The sequence below is a fragment of the Marinobacter sp. L-13 genome (assembly GCF_056857715.1).
Genome location: NZ_JBSXNQ010000064.1, coordinates 51886 through 69183 on the forward strand (window position 1 = coordinate 51886; position 17298 = coordinate 69183).

Sequence of the window (17298 nt, forward strand, 5' to 3'; positions counted from 1 at the left end):
TTATCAACTACGTGTTGAGCGGAATATTCTTCAGTCCCATGCTCTGATGAATTCTGGATTACAATCTTAATTCCGCCACCTGGTCGACGGTGCGGGTACTTTACCCGAATATTGTTTCCATTGAACAGGGATACAGAACCTCCGAGTGACGCGATTTGTTAGGCTTCAGAATGTTTATCGCTTCCAAGCGCCTGAACTTTTTTTCGGTGTGCTTCTACAGACTGTGCTACTACCTTTTTTTGTTCCTCAGATAGCTCTTCTAGCTTTGGCAATGTCCTCTCAAAAGTTTTAAATCGCGCCGCCATACCATCTAAAGAAATACCATCAATAGTACTCCTGTCAACAAACATGGACCATAGATTCCAAAGTTCATAAGGCAACTCTTGTCCGGAAACTATTTTATTTGCTATCCAGAGATAGACATCAACGATTTGCAAACCTATAGAATCCGAACTCTTTGAAATCGTGAGCTCTTTATCAGAAAGGCCCTCGTTCAATATTTCAGATTTTTCAAATGTAGAAAAAAGTGGATGATTAAGATAAATGTCCTTCTCTTTCTGAGGCGCCTTCCTAATTCCCTCAGAAATTCTTGAAAGGTTGTAATGGGTTCCAATCTGAGCATTATTGAATTGATTCTGTCTATCGACGATTATTGAGTTAGCTCTTTTTCGCCTTTTCTTTCGAACCCGACGAGCAATACATGAAACCACAAACTGAAAGCCCACTGCGTTTGGAGAAATCATCTTTTGATCTGGGTGACCAAAGTCTAAATGCAGTGGATTCGCAATCCCATAATTCATCGCATCAACGATGATTTCTACAGAGCGAGCGTCCAGCCCAGACTGGACAACGCGGTCTCGCACTTCGGAAAGCAGATTGACAATGTCATCGGTATATCTTTCTATTCGCTTTGCTATGCATAAGCGCCACGACTCGCGAAGTAGCTTTTCATCGAACAAGATAGATAATTTGTGAATTACAAGGTATCTCATGGGAGTCCAATAAACATCCCACTTGACTGCCTCATTTAGTCCAGCATCGAATACTGCATCAAAAAACAAAACAAGCGCATAATCAGGCTTTTCGATAAAATAGTAGTCGAAGTCGAATTCCATCCTTTCCTGAAGTTCGATCAAGTGATCAGCTATTTTTACGAGACCACCAAACCCTAGCTCATTTGCATGTATTTGAGGTTGGCCAATTTCCTTTAATATCTTTTTATGTGTAGAAAGGCACAGTGCATCGACGTTTCTCTTGCTAGAGAGCACCCCATAGCTTAGTCGAGGTTGAGCTTCGTCAAAAAGATTGTTGCCTGTATTCCCTGACTCGTCGATGTGGAAAAACATAATTTAAGCCTAACAGTAAATAGATAGCGCGCTTCTTTATTGGAATCATTTGAGCGTCAATAAAAGCTCAGAACCAAAAACTCAGATTTCGCCAGTTAAACCACTTAAATCAATACGCTCCGTTGCGTTAACATTCTGGTCGCTCCGTAATCATTTGAGAGCTTCGTTTCTGCAATAACGAAGCACCAACCATCCCCCGGCACTTGGGAAATGCCTTGCAGCCATAAAAGTCCTTCCCAATATTCTCTCCACGCTTCACCGTGCGCTTTACCATCTCACCCTGGCACTTCGGGCATCGTGGCTCACTGTTTTTCTTCGCCACGACCTCCTTCACATGCTTGACGTGATATCTGTGATTTTTGAACGTAGCCGCCAGCCGCCCGGATTCAATGGCTTCGATTACCTTCTGAACCTCAACATCCGACAGCCGCTGCTCGGTTTGGGCTTTGATATAGCGGACATACCCACCACCGTGGGTCACGTTCTCCGGCATTGGCGTTTTGAACGTCGAATCCCCCACAAAGACCACTACCGAAAACACCTGCTCATCACTCAGCTCCAACAGGCTTTGCAGTGTCTTAACGTGTTTGTAGTTCTGGTGCAGCGGGTTCTGAAATTTCTGCGAGTACTTGAAGATCTTCTGTGTCCAATACCGCTGTTTGGCGTTACCGAAGATCCAGCCCTTCATGTTCTTGGTTTCCACCACAAACACCCCGTACCGGGAAACGATGATGTGGTCGATCTGGGTGGTGCCGTCTTCCGTGGGCAGGGTGACATTCTTGATTAGGTGGTAACGGGTTTTATCGAGAAAGAGTTTGGCGGAAAGGTTAACCACCGCTTCCCCGGCTCTGCCTTTGAACCAAGGCGATTTGATGACCGCCGCAACGAGGAAGAACGGAATCAGATACCAGATGGCCGTTGGAATGGCGTTTTGGAGGGTGTGCAGTAGCTGGGTGTGGTCCATCCGTTATCCTTAACAGCGGCGTCAGTCCGTTTCTTCTGAATACACACTAGCCTAATCGTAAGGTAACTTCCTACCCTTCGGACGTAAAATTTAGTAATTCAAAAACGGAAAAGCCGCCCGAATCAGGAGCGGCTTTTCAAACCAATAAGGAGCAAATCAGTCTAGGTCTCTCCTCAATCCTGCCCGCCTCGTTTATGCCGCATCAGCGCGTAGATGCCAGCAGCAACCGCAGCACCAGCCGCCAGGAAGTATTCAATATGCACTCCATCACCAAGTGCTTCATGGCCGGCGTGACCAAAGGCAGCACCTGAGATCAGTAGCAGGCCGGCAGTCATAGTCAATCGGTTAGTCAGTTGCATAGTTTTCTCTCCGTAGTTCGTTTAAATCTCAAAATCCGGTTTCTCTAAGCAGTCTCGGCAAGCTTCTCAGGCCGGCGCTCCGGCAGCATGCCCCGCTCCAGAATGAAGCTGATGATCGTCTCCAGCCCTACTCCGTCGTAAAGGTTGGTGAACACGAAGGGGCGTTCGCCGCGCATTTTCTTGCTGTCCCGCTCCATCACATCCAGGGAGGCGTGCACCTGTTCCGCGATGTCGATCTTGTTGATGATCAGCAGGTCGGATTTGGTGATGCCGGGGCCGCCTTTGCGGGGGATCTTGTCGCCAGCGGAGACGTCGATCACGTAGAGGGTGAGGTCGCTCAGTTCCGGGCTGAAGGTGGCGGAAAGGTTGTCGCCGCCGGATTCCACCAGCACCAGTTCCAGGTTCGGGTGGCGGTTTTGCAGGTCGTCGATGGCCGCCAGGTTCATGGAGGCGTCTTCGCGAATGGCGGTGTGGGGGCAGCCCCCGGTTTCCACGCCGAGGATGCGGTCTGCGGCCAGGGCTTCGTGGCGCAGGAGGAAGTCGGCGTCTTCCCGGGTGTAAATGTCGTTGGTCACCACGGCGATGTCGTAGTGATCCCGCAGGGCTTTGCACAACTGGCGCAAGAGGGCGGTTTTGCCGGAACCAACCGGGCCACCCACTCCAACTCTCAGACAATGTGTCATGGCAGATCTCCTCAATTGTTATTCAGCTTCTGAAAAGCCGTGAATACTGTGTTTCATGCAGTGCACTTCCGAGCGCCAGTCCCGGCAGGATGGGCCCGAGTTCGTGATCGTTTCGTTCCAGGGCCGTGTCTACCGCCACCGCCAGTTGCGGCCGCAGCCGTTCGATAATGCGCTGTGCGGCGGTATGGCCGAGGGGCAATGCCTTGCAGGCCACCGCGAGCTGGTTTTCCAGCCAGGCCCAGGCGAAGCCGAGCAGCGTCTGGCGCACCGGTAAAAAGCGTTTATGGGCGGCCCAGGCGAACATGGTGATGTAGCCGGGCTCTTCCGGAATCAGGTGTGGCTCTGGCAGCAGCTCCAGGTTGCGCAAGAGAGTAACGAGGGCGCCGCCGAGGCGGGTGTCTTCGTCGCTCAGTTCGGCGGTTTCCCGGGTGGCGTGCAGCCAGTCGTTCCACTTTGCCAGCGCAATGGCATCACCTTCGGCCCAGGCGGTCTGCAAACGCACCAGCAGGGGCAGTTCGCAGCGGCTGAGGCCGTCTTCCAGCACGCCTTCAATCCACTGGGCCAGTTCGGCTTCGTTGTTCACCCAGCCCAGTTCGAAGGCGCTTTCCAGGCCCTGGGACCAGGCGAAGGCGCCGATGGGCAGTGCGGGGCTGACCAGTTGCATCAGGCCCAGCAATGCCAGGTCGTCCACCTGCGGGGTGGCGGCCTCAGTGGGTGTGTTTGTGACTGTGACTGTGGCCATGGCTGTGCCCGTGGTCGTGATCGTGTGAATGGCTGTGGCCGTGGGAATGGCCGTGGGAATGGCCGTGGCTGTGCCCGTTTCCATGGGAATACCCGGCCTGGGTGTAGGCTCCGGGTTCCGGATCGAATGGCGCGGTGTGGTGCACAAGTGTGGCACCCAGGCGTTCCGCCAGTTCTTCCAGCACGTGGTCCGGGGTAATGCGCACGTAGGCGCCTTTGTCGTCCATGCCGATGGCCAGGGTCACGTGGCGGTTGCCCAGGTGGTAACACAGGCGCGCCAGGGGCTGGCCGTTTTCGATTCGGGCGGTGACCACCTGTTCCTCGGCCGCGCGGATGCGAATGATCTCTCCGGTTTTTGCCAGTAGCAGGTCGCCGTCCCGCAGCACGGGGCCGCGATCAAGAAACAGGCCCACGTCCACCCTGGTCTGGGTGGTGGCGCGCAGGCGGCCACGGATGCGCAGCTCGTACGGCAAAATCAGGTTATCGAGGATTTCGGAGCTGTCGATTTCGGCAGCTTCCTGTTCGCTCAGGCGTTTTGTCAGTTCCAACATAATCAGTTCTCCAGTACCCGGCTCAGAACAGCCTTGAGCTGTATTGATTAAAAGAGATGGTAGCGCTGGGCCAGGGGCAGTTCGGTGGCGGGCTCACAGGTGAGCAGTTCGCCATCGGCATGCACTTCGTAGGTTTGCGGGTCCACGGTGATGTGCGGGCACGCGTCGTTCAGTTTCATGTCGCCCTTGCGCACCTCACGTACGCCCTTGCAGGCGGATAATGGGCTGTCCAGGCCAAGCTCTTTGCCAATACCGGCATCAATTGCCGCCTGGCTCACAAAGCTCAGGCGGGTGGCACTGGCCGCCTTGCCGAAGGCGCCGAACATGGGGCGGTAATGCACCGGCTGGGGCGTGGGAATCGAGGCGTTCGGGTCGCCCATGGGTGCAGCGGCAATCATGCCGCCTTTGAGGATGGTGGCCGGCTTCACGCCGAAGAACGCCGGGCTCCAGAGCACCAGGTCCGCCAGCTTGCCCACTTCCACGGAACCCACTTCATGGGCGATGCCATGGGTGATGGCCGGGTTGATGGTGTACTTGGCGATGTAGCGTTTGGCGCGCAGGTTGTCGGCGCCACGGTCTTCGTCTTCCGGCAGCAGGCCGCGCTGCTGTCTCATCTTGTGGGCGGTCTGCCAGGTGCGGCACACCACTTCGCCCACCCGGCCCATGGCCTGGGAGTCTGAGGCGATCATGGAGATCACGCCCATGTCCTGCAGGATGTCCTCGGCGGCGATGGTCTCGCGGCGGATGCGGGAGTCGGCAAAGGCGACGTCTTCCGGGATGTTCGGGTCCAGGTGGTGGCACACCATCAGCATGTCGAGGTGTTCGTCGATGGTGTTCACGGTGTAGGGTCGTGTCGGGTTGGTGGACGACGGCAGCACGTAATCCTTGGAGCAGGCGGTGATGATGTCCGGTGCGTGGCCACCGCCGGCGCCTTCGGTGTGGTAGGTGTGGATGCAACGTTCTTTGAACGCGGCCAGAGTGTCTTCCACAAAGCCGGATTCGTTCAGGGTGTCGGTGTGAATCGCCACCTGCACATCGTATTTGTCGGCCACGGTGAGGCAGTTATCGATGCTGGCCGGGGTGGTGCCCCAGTCTTCATGCAGCTTCAGGCCAATGGCGCCAGCCTGGATCTGCAGTTCCAGGGATTCCGGCAGGGAGGCGTTGCCCTTGCCCAGAAAACCAATGTTCATGGGCAGGGAATCCACCGCCTGGAGCATCTTGCCAATGTGCCACGGGCCCGGCGTGCAGGTGGTGGCGTTGGTGCCCGTGGCCGGGCCGGTGCCGCCGCCGAGCATGGTGGTGATACCGCTCATTAGCGCTTCTTCCACCTGCTGGGGGCAGATGAAGTGGATGTGGGCATCGATGCCGCCGGCGGTGAGGATCTTGCCCTCACCGGCGATGATTTCGGTGCCGGGGCCGATCACGATGGTCACGTCCGGCTGGGTGTCCGGGTTGCCGGCCTTGCCGATGGCGGCGATGCGGCCTTTCTGGATGCCCACGTCGGCTTTGACGATGCCCCACCAGTCGAGAATCAAGGCGTTGGTGATCACGGTGTCCATCACGGCGGCATCGGCACGCTGGCTCTGGCCCATGCCGTCGCGGATAACCTTGCCGCCGCCGAATTTTACTTCGTCGCCGTAGTGGGCGGCGTCGCTTTCCACTTCAATCCACAGGTCGGTGTCGCCGAGCCTTACCCGGTCGCCGGTGGTTGGGCCGTACATGTCGGCGTAGGCTTGTCGGGTAATTTTCATTTCTGGCCCTCCAGTTTGCCCATGACTTCCTGCCGGAAACCGTAGATTTCACGGCCGCCCGCAAACGGGATCAGCGTCACTTCGCGGCTCTGGCCGGGTTCGAAGCGGATGGCGGTGCCGGCCGCCACGTCCAGGCGGTAGCCACGGGCCTTGGCACGGTCGAAATCCAGGGCCGGGTTGGCTTCGGCAAAGTGGTAGTGAGAGCCGATCTGGATCGGGCGGTCGCCGGTATTGGCCACGTCTATCTGGATGCGCTCACGGCCTTCGCAGAGTTCGATGTCGCCGTCTTTGAGCTGGTATTCACCGGGAATCATGGCGCGCTCCTTACACGATGGGGTTGTGGACGGTGACGAGCTTGGTGCCATCGGGGAAGGTAGCCTCCACCTGCACTTCGTCGACCATTTCGGCGATGCCGTCCATCACGTCATCACGGGTGAGGACTTCGGTGCCGGCGGCCATCAGCTCGGCCACGGTGCGGCCCTCGCGGGCGCCTTCCATGATTTCGGCGCTGATCAGGGCCACGGCTTCCGGATAGTTGAGCTTCAGGCCTTTGGCTTTCCGGCGCTCGGCCAGCAGGGCTGCTGTGAACAGCAGCAGTTTGTCTTTGTCTCTTGGCGTTAATTCCATCGTTGTTTGCTCCGTTGATCGCGTCGCATTCTGCTTGTTATTCAGGTCAGCCAGATTCGGGGAACGCTGGCAGGCTGGCCGGTGAGTCTTGGTCTGATCAGTTCCCAGGCTTGCTGGCACAGGGCCCAGGCTTCGTTTCGTTCCTGCCCCAGGTAGCGCAGCAGCACCACACCCCGGCGGCGGGTCACCGCCCAGCGGTGGCTTTCCGGAAGGGTTTCCCTGAGTTCTTCAATGGCGGCGGCTTCGTCGTCCAGGCCGACCACCCAGAGGGTGGCCTGCACGGTGGCGCCGCCCTGGCCCCAGTGGCCTTTGAACCTGGCGTGGTTCGGGTCCATCAACTGGCGTTCCAGCCACAGGGGGCGGCCGTCCATCAGCAGGCGGAATTTCTGCTCCAGGTGGCCCGAAACAAACGGCAGTTTGCTGGCCGGGCGCCCGAGGGCAAGGATTTCCCAGCCGATGCATCGGGCGCCGGCTTCCAGTTCAATGGTGGTGGTCTGTTCGCCCCGGGAACCATCAAACGCCAGGGTTTCCTGGGGCAGGTATTCGAGAATGCCGCCCTGCTCCACCTTCAGCCGGGTGTGCTGGGCCCAGGCCACCCCATGGCTGTCGGCCTTGTAGAGCTTGGCCGCCGCTGGCGTGGTCAGCAGGGTGTGCGAGTCTTTACCTACACGTGCCTCGATACTCAGTGCATCGCCACTCACCAATCCGCCCGGCGGATGCAGTAGGTACACGTGGCAGCAGCCATGACGGCCTTCCGGGTAAAACGGACGTTGCACCCGCAACGGGCCTTTGTGGCGTACATGGGTCATCCGGGTGGCGGTGTTGCTGCCATCCGGCCGGGCGTCGAAGCCCAGGGCAATGGACGCGGCCCAGTGCCGCCCGGCGTCGAAACGATGGCCGGAGTCGTGGGCGGGTTCGATGCGTTCAAAAACCGTCATACCGTCAGGTGCTTCTTGATGAGTTCATCGGTGAGGCCGGCGATTTCGTCTTCAGCTACCCGGCGACCGCGGTCGAGGATGGCAAACCGGTCGGCGTATTTGCGGGCGAACGGAAGCTTCTGTTCCACCAGCAGCACGGTCAGGCCGTCCTCCTCGATGAGCTTGCGGATCACTTCACCAATCTGGGCCACGATGTTGGGCTGGATGCCCTCGCCCGGCTCGTCGAGGATCAGCAGGCGCGGCTCGATCACCAGGGCGCGGCCGATGGCGAGTTGTTGCTGCTGGCCGCCCGAAAGGTCACCGCCGCGGCGATGGCGCATTTCTTTCAGCACCGGAAACAGTTCATACACCCGCTCGGGGATTTTCTTGCTGCCGTCCTTGCGCACGGCAAGGCCGGTGCGCAGGTTTTCTTCCACGGTCAGTAGCGGGAAGATCTGCCGGCCCTGGGGCACGTAGCCAATGCCCAGCCGGGAGCGGTCTTCCACTTTCTTTTTGGTGAGTTCCACGTCGCCGGCGAATTCGATGCTGCCGCTTTTGGTGGTTTCCTCACCCATGATGCATTTCATCAGGGTGGTCTTGCCCACGCCGTTGCGGCCCATCACGCAGGTGCACTGGCCCTGGGGTACGTCCAGGTCCAGATCCCAAAGGGTGTGGCTCTCGCCATAGAACTGGTTGAGTTTTTCAATCTTCAGCATTACGCCTCCTCCCCGAGATACACCTTGATCACTTCCGGATCGTTGGAGACCTGGTCCATGGAGCCTTCGGCCAGCACGCTGCCCTGGTGCAGCACGGTCACCTTGCGTGCGATGGAGCGCACAAAGCCCATGTCGTGCTCCACCACAACCACCGACTGTTTGCCGGCGAGGCTGGTGAGCAGTTCGGCGGTGCGTTCCATTTCCTGTTCGGTCATGCCCGCTACCGGTTCGTCCACCAGCAGCAGCCGGGGTTTCTGCATCAGCAGCATGCCGATTTCCAGCCACTGTTTCTGGCCGTGGGAGAGGATGCCGGCGAGGCGGTCGCGCAGGGATTCCAGGCCGATCATTTCCAGCACTTCATCGATGCGGTCGCGGTATTCGGCTTTCATGATGGCGGTGAGCGTGGGGAACACCCGCTTGTCCGTCGCCATGGCCAGCTCCAGGTTTTCGAACACGGTGAGCGCTTCGAACACCGTGGGTTTCTGGAACTTACGGCCGATGCCCAGGCTGGCGATGTCCGGCTCGTTCATGGTGAGCAGGTTGTGGCGGCTGCCGAACCACACCGAGCCGGTATCCGGCCGGGTTTTACCGGTGATGATGTCCATCATGGTGGTTTTACCCGCGCCGTTGGGGCCGATGATGCAGCGCAGCTCGCCGTCGTCGATGGTGAGATTCAGGTTGTTGATGGCCTTGAAGCCGTCAAAGCTTACGTTCACGTCTTCCAGATACAGGATCGGCCCGTGGCGCACGTCCACCGGGGACTGCACCTGGGTCAGAAACTCGAACACATGCTCGCGGTCGGTCAGCTCCTGAAACAAGCTCATACAGTCGCCTCCTGCGCGGTGGGGGTATCGTCATCTTGGCTGGCTTTCCGGCGCTTCTGCAGCAGCCCGGCAATGCCCTTGGGCAGGAACACGGTCACCAGCACGAACAGGCCGCCGAGGGCGAACAGCCAGGCGTCCGGCATGATGCCGGTGAACACGGTTTTGGCGTAGTTCACCAGGATGGCCCCGATCACCGCGCCGTAGAGGGTTGCCCGGCCACCCAGGGCCACCCACACCACGATCTCGATGGAGAACAGAGGCGAGAATTCGCTGGGGTTGATGATGCCTACCTGAGGCACGTACAGCGCCCCGGCCACACCCGCCAGCATGGCGGAGACCACGAACACGAACAGCTGCACCCGCTCCACCCGGTAACCCAGGAAGCGGGTTCGAGCCTCGGCATCCCGGCAGGCCACACTCACCCGGCCCAGCTTGCTGGTCACAATGCCCCGGCAAATCACGTAGCCGATGGCCAGGGCGATACCGGTTGCGATGAACAGCCCGAGGCGCGTGGCGTCTGTGCGCAGGTTAAAGCCGAGAATGTCTTTGAAGTCGGTGAGGCCGTTGTTGCCGCCAAAGCCCATCTCGTTGCGGAAGAAAGCCAGCATCAGCGCGAAGGTGAGCGCCTGGGTGATGATGGAGAGGTACACCCCGGTTACCCGTGAGCGGAAGGCCAGGAAGCCGAACACCAGCGCCAGCAGGCCCGGGGCCAGCAGCACCATGATGAAGGCAAACCAGGCCATGTCGAACCCGTGCCAGAACCAGGGCAGCTCCTGCCAGTTCAGGAAAACCATGAAGTCCGGCAGGATCGGGTCGCCATACACGCCGCGATCACCAATCTGGCGCATCAGGTACATGCCCATGGCATAGCCGCCGAGAGCAAAGAAGGCGCCATGGCCCAGGCTGAGGATACCGAGGTAACCCCACACCAGGTCCACGGCCACTGCCAGCAGGGCGTAGCAGAGGTATTTGCCAAGAAGCGTGACGGTAAAGGCGCTCACGTGCAGGGCGCTGTCCTGGGGCATGAACAGGTGAAGGAAGGTCACCAGCACCACGGCCGCGAACAGCACGCCAAGAAATATCTGGGTTGAACGTTCCTGTAAGGGTCTTGTTAACCACATACCTTAACCCTCCGCTGCCCGGCCTTTCTGGGGGAAGAGCCCCTTCGGCCGTTTCTGGATGAACAGGATGATGAACACCAGCACGATGATCTTGGCGAGTACGGCACCGGCCCAGGGTTCAAGCAGCTGGTTGATGGTGCCCAGGGAAAGCCCGGCAATGAGCGTGCCCCAGAGGTTACCGACGCCGCCGAACACCACCACCATGAACGAATCGATGATGTAGTTCTGGCCCAGGTTCGGGCCCACGTTGGTGAGCTGGGAGAGCGCCACCCCGGCCAGGCCGGCGACGCCGGAGCCCAGGGCAAAGGTCATGATGTCTACCCGGGTGGCGCGGATGCCCATGGAGCGCGCCATGGCACGGTTCTGGGTAACAGCGCGCACTTCCAGGCCCAGGCGGGTCTTGCGCATGATCAACATCAGCCCGGCGAACACGATCAGCGCAAAGGCCAACACGTAGAGGCGGTTCAGGGTCAGCGAGAGCGCGTCGTTGATCACCAGGGAGCCGCTCATCCAGTCCGGCGTTACCACGGTGCGGTTTTGCGGAGAGATCACCGTGCGCACCAGCTGCTGCAGGATCAGGCTGATACCGAAGGTGGCCAGCAGGGTTTCCAGCGGCCGGCCTTTGAGGTACTGGATTACGCTGCGTTCAATGATGATGCCGGCGGTGGCCGCGACCATGAACCCGGCGGGAATCGACAGAATCAGCGCCAGGCCAGGTTGGCCGGGGAAGAGTTGCTGCATGCCCCAGGTGGTGTAGGCACCGAGCATGATCAGTTCGCCGTGGGCCATGTTGATCACGCCCATCACGCCAAAGGTGATGGCCAGGCCGATGGCGGCAAGGACCAGAACCGAACCGAGGGAAAGGCCGAAATACAGGGTCTCGGCGGCGCGGTTCAGTTGGAGTTTCTGTTCAATGCTTTCGAGGGCCTTGGCGGCACGTTGAGCCAGCGCCTCGTTGTCACCGCGAACGGCTTCGTTCAAAGCGGCGCGGGCCCGGGGATGCAGGCTGCCGGCGAGCACGTCCACGGCCTCCAGGTTGCCCTCGCCCACCCGGTAGATGGCCAGGGCTTCTTCAATGCGGTTGCGTACAGCCGCGTCTTCTTCTTTCGCCAGCTGAGCCTCAAGCGGCTCGACCAGAGAAGCATCCACTTTGCCCATCATGTCCTGCGCGGAGGCTTCGCGCACATCCGGGTCTTTGGCATTCAGGTCCAGCATGGCCAGTATGCCTTCAAGCTGGCCCCGTATGCGGTTATTGATGGCGACTCTGTCCAGCTCACGGCGGGACATTTCACCCATATTCTCTCCGGTCAGCGGATCGGCAATTTCCCAGTCCCTGCCCCGGTTGTTCAGTACCAGTACAACCTGCCCGGTGTCTTTTACCCGGCTCAGGCGGTTATTTCCGTAGGCTTCGAGCCAGCCCCTGGCTCTTTCATCACCACTGCTGACGATGGCGTTCACCGCCTCTTCCACTTTACTGGCCGGCGCCTCTGCGAGATTGATCAGCAGAGCCTTGCCAGGATCGTCTTCCTGCGCCGTTGCAGGCAGCGATAGCAGGGAAAACAGGGCGATAAGCAGCAATGTGAGCGATCGGCAAATGCTCATGAGAGTGTCCTGTCTGTTTCAAGCGTGTTGCGGGGCAACAACCGGAGGCTTAACTACCCCCGGCTGTCGATGGTGCTTTACCGTCTGAGCCTTACTCGGCTTCAGCGGCCATTTCGCCCGCAGACGCGCCACAGGTGCCGGTTGCGGTGTTGAACGTGCCGCAGAACAACGGCTTGCGCCAATCTGCAATCATGTCCCGCGAACCAGGCAGGTAGTCAGACCAGGCATCGCCCGCGACCAGACCAGAGGTTTCCCAAACCACAGAAAACTGGCCGTTGTCCTGGATCTCGCCGATCAGCACCGGCTTGGTGATGTGGTGGTTGGGCATCATGGCGGCGTAGCCACCGGTGAGGTTGGGCACGGTCACACCGATGATGGCGTCTTTTACCGCATCAACATCTGTGGTGCCGGCCTTCTTGACCGCTTCCACATACATGTTGAAGCCGATGTAGTGCGCTTCCATCGGGTCGTTGGTGACCGCTTCATCATTGCCGGTGTGCTCAATCCACTGGTCGATGAAGTCGTAGTTGGCGTCGTTGTCCACGCTCATGAAGTAGTTCCACGCAGCCAGGTGGCCAACCAGCGGGCCGGTGTCGATACCGGAGAGTTCCTGCTCACCCACGGAGAAGGCAACAACCGGGATGTCGGAGGCCGCGATGCCCTGGTTACCCAGTTCACGGTAGAAGGGCACGTTGGCGTCGCCATTGATGGTGGAGACCACGGCGGTCTTCTTGCCGGCGGAACCAAAACGCTTGATATCAGACACGATGTTCTGCCAGTCGGAGTGACCGAAAGGCGTGTAGTTGATCATGATGTCTTCCTTGGCCACACCCATGTCCATCAGGTAGGTCTCAAGGATCTTGTTGGTGGTGCGCGGGTAGACGTAGTCGGTACCTGCCAGAACCCAGCGCTCCACGCCGATTTCGTTCATCAGATAGTTAACCGCAGGAATCGCCTGCTGGTTGGGCGCAGCGCCGGTGTAGAAGACGTTTTCGGAGGATTCCTCACCCTCGTACTGAACCGGGTAAAACAGAAGGCCGTTCAGCTCTTCCACCACCGGCAGTACGGATTTACGGGAAACCGAGGTCCAGTTACCGAAAATCACGTCGACTTCTTCCTGGGCCAGAAGCTCGCGGGCTTTTTCAGCAAACAGCGGCCAGTTGGAGGCCGGGTCTACAACAACCGCTTCCATCTGACGACCGAGCACACCGCCCTTGGCGTTCTGTTGTTCGATCAGCATTTCAACGGTGTCTTTCAGAACGGTTTCACTGATGGCCATGGTGCCGGACAGTGAGTGCAGGATGCCCACCTTGATGGGATCTTCCGCTGCAACGGAGTTAAAAGAGATGGAGAGAGCGAGCGCAGAGAGGCCAAGTTTCACGTGTTTTTTGAGGTTCATTTCAGGCGTCCTTTTCTTAGTTGGGTATGCAGTTCGTCTTCAAACGCAGCAGGGCCTTTGCATCTGCTGTTCCATAACCCTTATATCTCCATTAAAAACAGAGGCTTATCTAGTATACAAGGCAAACCAGAGGCATCCGCGCTCCTGAATACGCCTCCGGAGTGCAGCATTCTTGAGCGTTTTTGGTGCGGCCGCACCTGATATGGGCAGACCTGAACCGTCTTGTGCCTCAAAAATACTCATAACCTTATGTTTTCTGCTCACTATCAAGAAAAATTGGCAAATGGCACAAGCATTGCCATTCCACATGTATACAAGTTGATTACGCACATGAGGATGACCAATGCCTTCAATGCTCGGATGGACCATCAGGGACTGGCAGACTGCTTATAAAGAGGGCGCTACGCCCGAGTCATTGCTGGGTGAGTTACTGACCGGCCTGGACAAAAAAGACGTCGCCTGGATTTCGCTTCTGGACCAGAAAGGCCTGGATGAGGCCCTTGCCGGGCTGAAACAGAAACTCCAGGACGCCGGCGAAGAGATCGACAAGCTGCCGCTCTACGGCATTCCCTTCGCCGCGAAAGACAATATTGATGCGGCAGGATTTGAGACAACGGCAGCCTGCCCGGCCTTTGCCTATACCCCGGAAGAAGACGCCACCACCGTGGCCAGACTCAAGGCCGCCGGCGCCATCGTCATCGGCAAAACCAACCTGGACCAGTTCGCAACCGGCCTGGTGGGCACCCGCTCTCCCTATGGCGCCGTGCCCAACAGCTTCAAACCGGACGTGGTGAGCGGCGGCTCCAGCTCCGGTTCGGCTTCTGTGGTTGCAAGAGGTCTGGTGCCTTTTGCCCTGGGTACCGACACCGCCGGTTCCGGCCGGGTGCCTGCCGGGCTGAATAATCTGGTGGGGCTGAAACCGACCAAAGGGCTCTTCAGCATTCGCGGCGTGGTACCGGCCTGTCGTTCACTGGATTGCGTGTCCATTTTTGCGCTGACCGTGAATGACGCCGGCCTGGTCTCGGATACCATGGCGGGCCTCGATGCCGCCGATGCATTTTCCCGCAAGCCTCCCTATGCGCTGCCTCTGGATGGGCCAGCCCTTCGGCGGCCCGGCCCCATCCAACGACTGGCGATTCCCGACCACCCGCAATGGTTTGGTGATCAGAAGGCAGAAGCGGCCTGGAATACCGCCGTCAGCCAGTGGCGACAACAGAATGTGGAACTGGTGCCGCTGGATTTCAGCCCCATGCTGGAACTGGCTGCACTGCTCTACGAAGGCCCCTGGGTGGCTGAACGCCACGCGGCGGTGGAATCGTTCATGGCCAGCCACGGCGATGATATGAACCCGGTGGTCAAAGGCATTATCAGCAAGGCCGGGAATTTCAGCGCCACGGATACCTTCAAGGCCCAGTACCGCAAGGAAGAGCTGCAGCGCCAGATCGATGAACTGTTAGCCGATGTGGATGCCCTGCTGGTGCCCACGGCTCCGACGGCTCCCACCATCGAAGCGGTAAATGCGGACCCGGTTGCACTCAACAGCCAACTCGGCACCTACACCAATTTCGTGAACCTGGCCGACATGAGTGCGCTCGCGATTCCTGCCGGTTTCCGGGACGACGGCCTGCCCTTTGGCGTTACCCTGATAACTGGTGCCTGGAAAGACACGGAGCTGCAACGCCTGGCGTGCCAGTGGCTGAATGCCCACCCGACCCCTTTGGGCGCTACAGGCAACGACCGCCCCGAAGAAGCCCCCGGGGCCGCCATTTCGACACCCACCATCAAGGTGGCCGTTGTTGGTGCCCACCTCAGTGGCATGCCCCTGAACACCCAGCTCAGTGAGCGCTACGCGGTTCTGCTTGAGCAAACCACAACGTCTGCCAACTACCGGCTGTTCGCCCTACCAAACACCACACCGCCGAAGCCCGGGCTGAAACGGGCGGCCCCTGGCGAAGGCAGGGAAATCATTGTGGAAGTCTGGGAAATGCCCGCCTCGGCCTTTGGCTCCTTTGTGGACCTGATTCCTGCGCCTCTGGGCATAGGCAACGTCGAGCTGGCTGATGGCCGGTGGGTAAACGGTTTTGTTTGTGAGGGCTACGGCTTCGAGGGCGCAGAGGATGTAACAGAGTTCGGTGGCTGGCGCGCCTATATCGCCTCCAGAGCCTGACCAAGCCGGGGCAATCTGGCGCTCCACGAGGGGAAACGGTGCCAATGGCAAACCCTAGACGAAAAGAGTCCGTAGCCGACAGGGTCTATGAGGCCCTGAAAGAGGACATCTTCGAGTTCCGCCTAATCCCCGGCGACCGATTCAGCGAGGGGGATGTCGGAACCCGCCTGAACGCCAGCCGGACACCGGTGCGGGAAGCACTGTACCGCTTGCAGCGGGAGGGCCATGTGGAGGTGCTGTTCCGCAGTGGCTGGCAGGTAAAGCCATTCGATTTCCAGCAGGTGGAGGAACTCTATGACCTGCGCATCACTCTCGAACGGGCGGCCGTGCACAAAATCTGCAACCTGCCTGAAGAGCCTGCAGCACTGCGAACCCTGGTAGCCCTCTGGAACCCGGACCATCCATCCGAGCGCGCGGTGGGCAGCACCGTCAGAATGCTGGACGAGAGCTTTCACTGCGATCTGGTGGCCGCTGCCGGAAACCGGGAGATGACACGAATTCATCGTGAGATCACCGACAGGCTGAGGATTGTGCGGCGCCTGGACTTCAGCCGGGACGAGCGTATTGATGCCACTTACGTGGAGCATGCCGCGATTCTGGAGGCACTGCGCAACGGGCAGGCAAGCGAGGCGGCGGATCGTCTCACCCGTCATATCCGTGCCAGCCAGAAGGCCGTGCGGGAAATCACCATGGAGCGAATCCGCGAGGCGGCTGCTGCCCACCGCAGTGAGCAATAAATTGCCTCTCAGGCCCCGGAAATACTGAACCCAGGTTCATAATTGAACCCGCCGAAACGCTTACAGATTCGTAAGATATATCGCACAAACCATGGAGCGATTCTCCGATAGGTAGGAATTCGATACACAGTAGAATGATCAGTGTCAGGGATGACAAGCCAGCAAGGAACGTTGGCTCAAGGATGAGAACTCCAGGGAAGAGCCCTCCGCGGCTCGGGAGTTGCCCGAAGGATCAGGGCTTACAGGGATGATCACAGGAAAGACGCGCTCAGGATGAGTCGCACGCCTGAGGGAACAGGCAGGGGTCAGCCACGGAATCGGGGATCACAAGGAATGTGGTCCCGTCCGTGCACTCCCCGTACCCACAGACATTTCTGCTCTCTTCTTTACATTTCGCTTCTGCTGCTTTGCGCCCTGGCACAAAACCAAAAAACGCAACACAGCTTCAGGAGCTCGTATCTATGAAACGCACACCGCTTTTCGCAACACTCGTTCTGCTGTTCAGCCTGGTTACCGGTTTTGCCTACGCCCAGGACGCCGCTATCAATATCAACACGGCCGATGTGGCTACCCTCGCCAGCCTGAACGGCATTGGCCAGAGCAAGGCCGAAGCCATCGTTGCCTATCGCGAAGCGAATGGTCCTTTTGCAGTTACCGCAGACCTGGCAAATGTGAAGGGCATTGGCGAACGTACCATCGAGAAAAATGCCGCTCGCCTCACCGTGAAGTAATACCCCGGGCAGTGGCGCGCTGCCGCTGCCCTTCCTCTTTCTGAATCCCTTTCCTCCCTCTT

18 protein-coding genes are annotated in these 17298 nt (G+C 58.8%); 3 read left to right on the forward strand and 15 right to left on the reverse strand.

The window, feature by feature from the left end; translation table 11 throughout:
• Window positions 1–158: 158 nt before the first annotated feature.
• From AC13DD_RS16750 to urtA, 15 genes are all read right to left on the reverse strand, one after another.
• Entirely contained in the window at window positions 159–1346 is a 1188-nt protein-coding gene (locus AC13DD_RS16750; RefSeq protein WP_405417006.1) for a DUF3800 domain-containing protein, read from the reverse strand.
• 127 nt (window positions 1347–1473) lie between these two features.
• Window positions 1474–2310: a nuclease-related domain-containing protein gene (locus tag AC13DD_RS16755; RefSeq protein WP_405417008.1), complete on the reverse strand. Its 837-nt coding sequence runs from the start codon at window positions 2308–2310 to the stop codon at window positions 1474–1476.
• A 173-nt stretch (window positions 2311–2483) separates the two neighbouring features.
• On the reverse strand, window positions 2484–2669 hold the full coding sequence (locus AC13DD_RS16760; protein ID WP_139216036.1) for a hypothetical protein: 186 nt from the start codon (window positions 2667–2669) through the stop codon (window positions 2484–2486).
• 44 nt (window positions 2670–2713) lie between these two features.
• Entirely contained in the window at window positions 2714–3352 is a 639-nt protein-coding gene (gene ureG / locus AC13DD_RS16765) for an urease accessory protein UreG (RefSeq protein ID WP_041645525.1), read from the reverse strand.
• A 22-nt stretch (window positions 3353–3374) separates the two neighbouring features.
• Window positions 3375–4094 carry an urease accessory protein UreF gene (locus AC13DD_RS16770; protein ID WP_092031957.1) on the reverse strand — a complete coding sequence of 240 codons (720 nt, stop codon included), beginning with the start codon at window positions 4092–4094 and terminating at the stop codon, window positions 3375–3377.
• Window positions 4060–4644, reverse strand: a complete 585-nt coding sequence (locus AC13DD_RS16775) for an urease accessory protein UreE (protein WP_092031960.1) — start codon at window positions 4642–4644, stop codon at window positions 4060–4062. Before AC13DD_RS16775 ends, AC13DD_RS16770 begins: the two co-directional genes overlap by 35 nt.
• Window positions 4645–4691: 47 nt before the next feature.
• The gene (ureC, locus tag AC13DD_RS16780; protein WP_092031962.1) at window positions 4692–6395 is read right to left on the reverse strand and encodes an urease subunit alpha; all 1704 of its coding nucleotides are present in this window, start codon (window positions 6393–6395) and stop codon (window positions 4692–4694) included.
• On the reverse strand, window positions 6392–6709 hold the full coding sequence (locus tag AC13DD_RS16785) for an urease subunit beta (protein ID WP_008175206.1): 318 nt from the start codon (window positions 6707–6709) through the stop codon (window positions 6392–6394). Before AC13DD_RS16785 ends, ureC begins: the two co-directional genes overlap by 4 nt.
• A gap of 10 nt (window positions 6710–6719) precedes the next feature.
• Window positions 6720–7022, reverse strand: coding sequence for an urease subunit gamma (gene ureA, locus AC13DD_RS16790; protein WP_092031965.1), 303 nt, complete (start codon window positions 7020–7022; stop codon window positions 6720–6722).
• Between the two features lie 41 nt (window positions 7023–7063).
• Window positions 7064–7960, reverse strand: coding sequence for an urease accessory protein UreD (locus AC13DD_RS16795; protein WP_092031968.1), 897 nt, complete (start codon window positions 7958–7960; stop codon window positions 7064–7066).
• Window positions 7957–8655 (reverse strand): urea ABC transporter ATP-binding subunit UrtE, encoded by a 699-nt coding sequence (urtE, locus tag AC13DD_RS16800; RefSeq protein WP_008175218.1) that lies wholly within the window; start codon window positions 8653–8655, stop codon window positions 7957–7959. Before urtE ends, AC13DD_RS16795 begins: the two co-directional genes overlap by 4 nt.
• Complete coding sequence (gene urtD / locus AC13DD_RS16805) at window positions 8655–9479, reverse strand: urea ABC transporter ATP-binding protein UrtD (RefSeq protein WP_008175220.1); 825 nt, start codon at window positions 9477–9479, stop codon at window positions 8655–8657. The genes urtE and urtD overlap by 1 nt, the downstream gene beginning before the upstream one ends.
• Window positions 9476–10600: an urea ABC transporter permease subunit UrtC gene (gene urtC / locus AC13DD_RS16810; RefSeq protein ID WP_008175221.1), complete on the reverse strand. Its 1125-nt coding sequence runs from the start codon at window positions 10598–10600 to the stop codon at window positions 9476–9478. Before urtC ends, urtD begins: the two co-directional genes overlap by 4 nt.
• A gap of 3 nt (window positions 10601–10603) precedes the next feature.
• Window positions 10604–12202: an urea ABC transporter permease subunit UrtB gene (gene urtB, locus AC13DD_RS16815; RefSeq protein ID WP_008175223.1), complete on the reverse strand. Its 1599-nt coding sequence runs from the start codon at window positions 12200–12202 to the stop codon at window positions 10604–10606.
• 91 nt (window positions 12203–12293) lie between these two features.
• Window positions 12294–13601: an urea ABC transporter substrate-binding protein gene (gene urtA / locus AC13DD_RS16820; protein WP_008175225.1), complete on the reverse strand. Its 1308-nt coding sequence runs from the start codon at window positions 13599–13601 to the stop codon at window positions 12294–12296.
• Between the two features lie 352 nt (window positions 13602–13953).
• Here urtA and atzF point away from each other — a divergent pair, with 352 nt between their 5' ends.
• From atzF to AC13DD_RS16835, 3 genes are all read left to right on the forward strand, one after another.
• Complete coding sequence (atzF, locus tag AC13DD_RS16825) at window positions 13954–15768, forward strand: allophanate hydrolase (RefSeq protein WP_482931533.1); 1815 nt, start codon at window positions 13954–13956, stop codon at window positions 15766–15768.
• Between the two features lie 44 nt (window positions 15769–15812).
• Window positions 15813–16505: a GntR family transcriptional regulator gene (locus tag AC13DD_RS16830; protein ID WP_008175230.1), complete on the forward strand. Its 693-nt coding sequence runs from the start codon at window positions 15813–15815 to the stop codon at window positions 16503–16505.
• 461 nt (window positions 16506–16966) lie between these two features.
• The gene (locus AC13DD_RS16835; protein WP_008175232.1) at window positions 16967–17236 is read left to right on the forward strand and encodes a ComEA family DNA-binding protein; all 270 of its coding nucleotides are present in this window, start codon (window positions 16967–16969) and stop codon (window positions 17234–17236) included.
• Window positions 17237–17298: the final 62 nt, after the last annotated feature.

Excerpts from the sequence above, each read along its gene's own strand:
- AC13DD_RS16775 (WP_092031960.1), bottom strand. The coding sequence starts at position 4,644 with ATGTTGGAACTGACAAAACGCCTGAGCGAACAGGAAGCTGCCGAAATC.
- urtB (WP_008175223.1), bottom strand. The coding sequence starts at position 12,202 with ATGAGCATTTGCCGATCGCTCACATTGCTGCTTATCGCCCTGTTTTCC.
- AC13DD_RS16785 (WP_008175206.1), bottom strand. The coding sequence starts at position 6,709 with ATGATTCCCGGTGAATACCAGCTCAAAGACGGCGACATCGAACTCTGC.
- AC13DD_RS16795 (WP_092031968.1), bottom strand. The coding sequence starts at position 7,960 with ATGACGGTTTTTGAACGCATCGAACCCGCCCACGACTCCGGCCATCGT.
- AC13DD_RS16770 (WP_092031957.1), bottom strand. The coding sequence starts at position 4,094 with ATGGCCACAGTCACAGTCACAAACACACCCACTGAGGCCGCCACCCCG.
- AC13DD_RS16755 (WP_405417008.1), bottom strand. The coding sequence starts at position 2,310 with ATGGACCACACCCAGCTACTGCACACCCTCCAAAACGCCATTCCAACG.
- urtD (WP_008175220.1), bottom strand. The coding sequence starts at position 9,479 with ATGAGCTTGTTTCAGGAGCTGACCGACCGCGAGCATGTGTTCGAGTTT.
- urtA (WP_008175225.1), bottom strand. The coding sequence starts at position 13,601 with ATGAACCTCAAAAAACACGTGAAACTTGGCCTCTCTGCGCTCGCTCTC.
- ureC (WP_092031962.1), bottom strand. The coding sequence starts at position 6,395 with ATGAAAATTACCCGACAAGCCTACGCCGACATGTACGGCCCAACCACC.
- AC13DD_RS16760 (WP_139216036.1), bottom strand. The coding sequence starts at position 2,669 with ATGCAACTGACTAACCGATTGACTATGACTGCCGGCCTGCTACTGATC.
- AC13DD_RS16830 (WP_008175230.1), top strand. The coding sequence starts at position 15,813 with ATGGCAAACCCTAGACGAAAAGAGTCCGTAGCCGACAGGGTCTATGAG.
- atzF (WP_482931533.1), top strand. The coding sequence starts at position 13,954 with ATGCTCGGATGGACCATCAGGGACTGGCAGACTGCTTATAAAGAGGGC.
- ureA (WP_092031965.1), bottom strand. The coding sequence starts at position 7,022 with ATGGAATTAACGCCAAGAGACAAAGACAAACTGCTGCTGTTCACAGCA.
- ureG (WP_041645525.1), bottom strand. The coding sequence starts at position 3,352 with ATGACACATTGTCTGAGAGTTGGAGTGGGTGGCCCGGTTGGTTCCGGC.
- urtC (WP_008175221.1), bottom strand. The coding sequence starts at position 10,600 with ATGTGGTTAACAAGACCCTTACAGGAACGTTCAACCCAGATATTTCTT.
- AC13DD_RS16750 (WP_405417006.1), bottom strand. The coding sequence starts at position 1,346 with ATGTTTTTCCACATCGACGAGTCAGGGAATACAGGCAACAATCTTTTT.
- urtE (WP_008175218.1), bottom strand. The coding sequence starts at position 8,655 with ATGCTGAAGATTGAAAAACTCAACCAGTTCTATGGCGAGAGCCACACC.
- AC13DD_RS16835 (WP_008175232.1), top strand. The coding sequence starts at position 16,967 with ATGAAACGCACACCGCTTTTCGCAACACTCGTTCTGCTGTTCAGCCTG.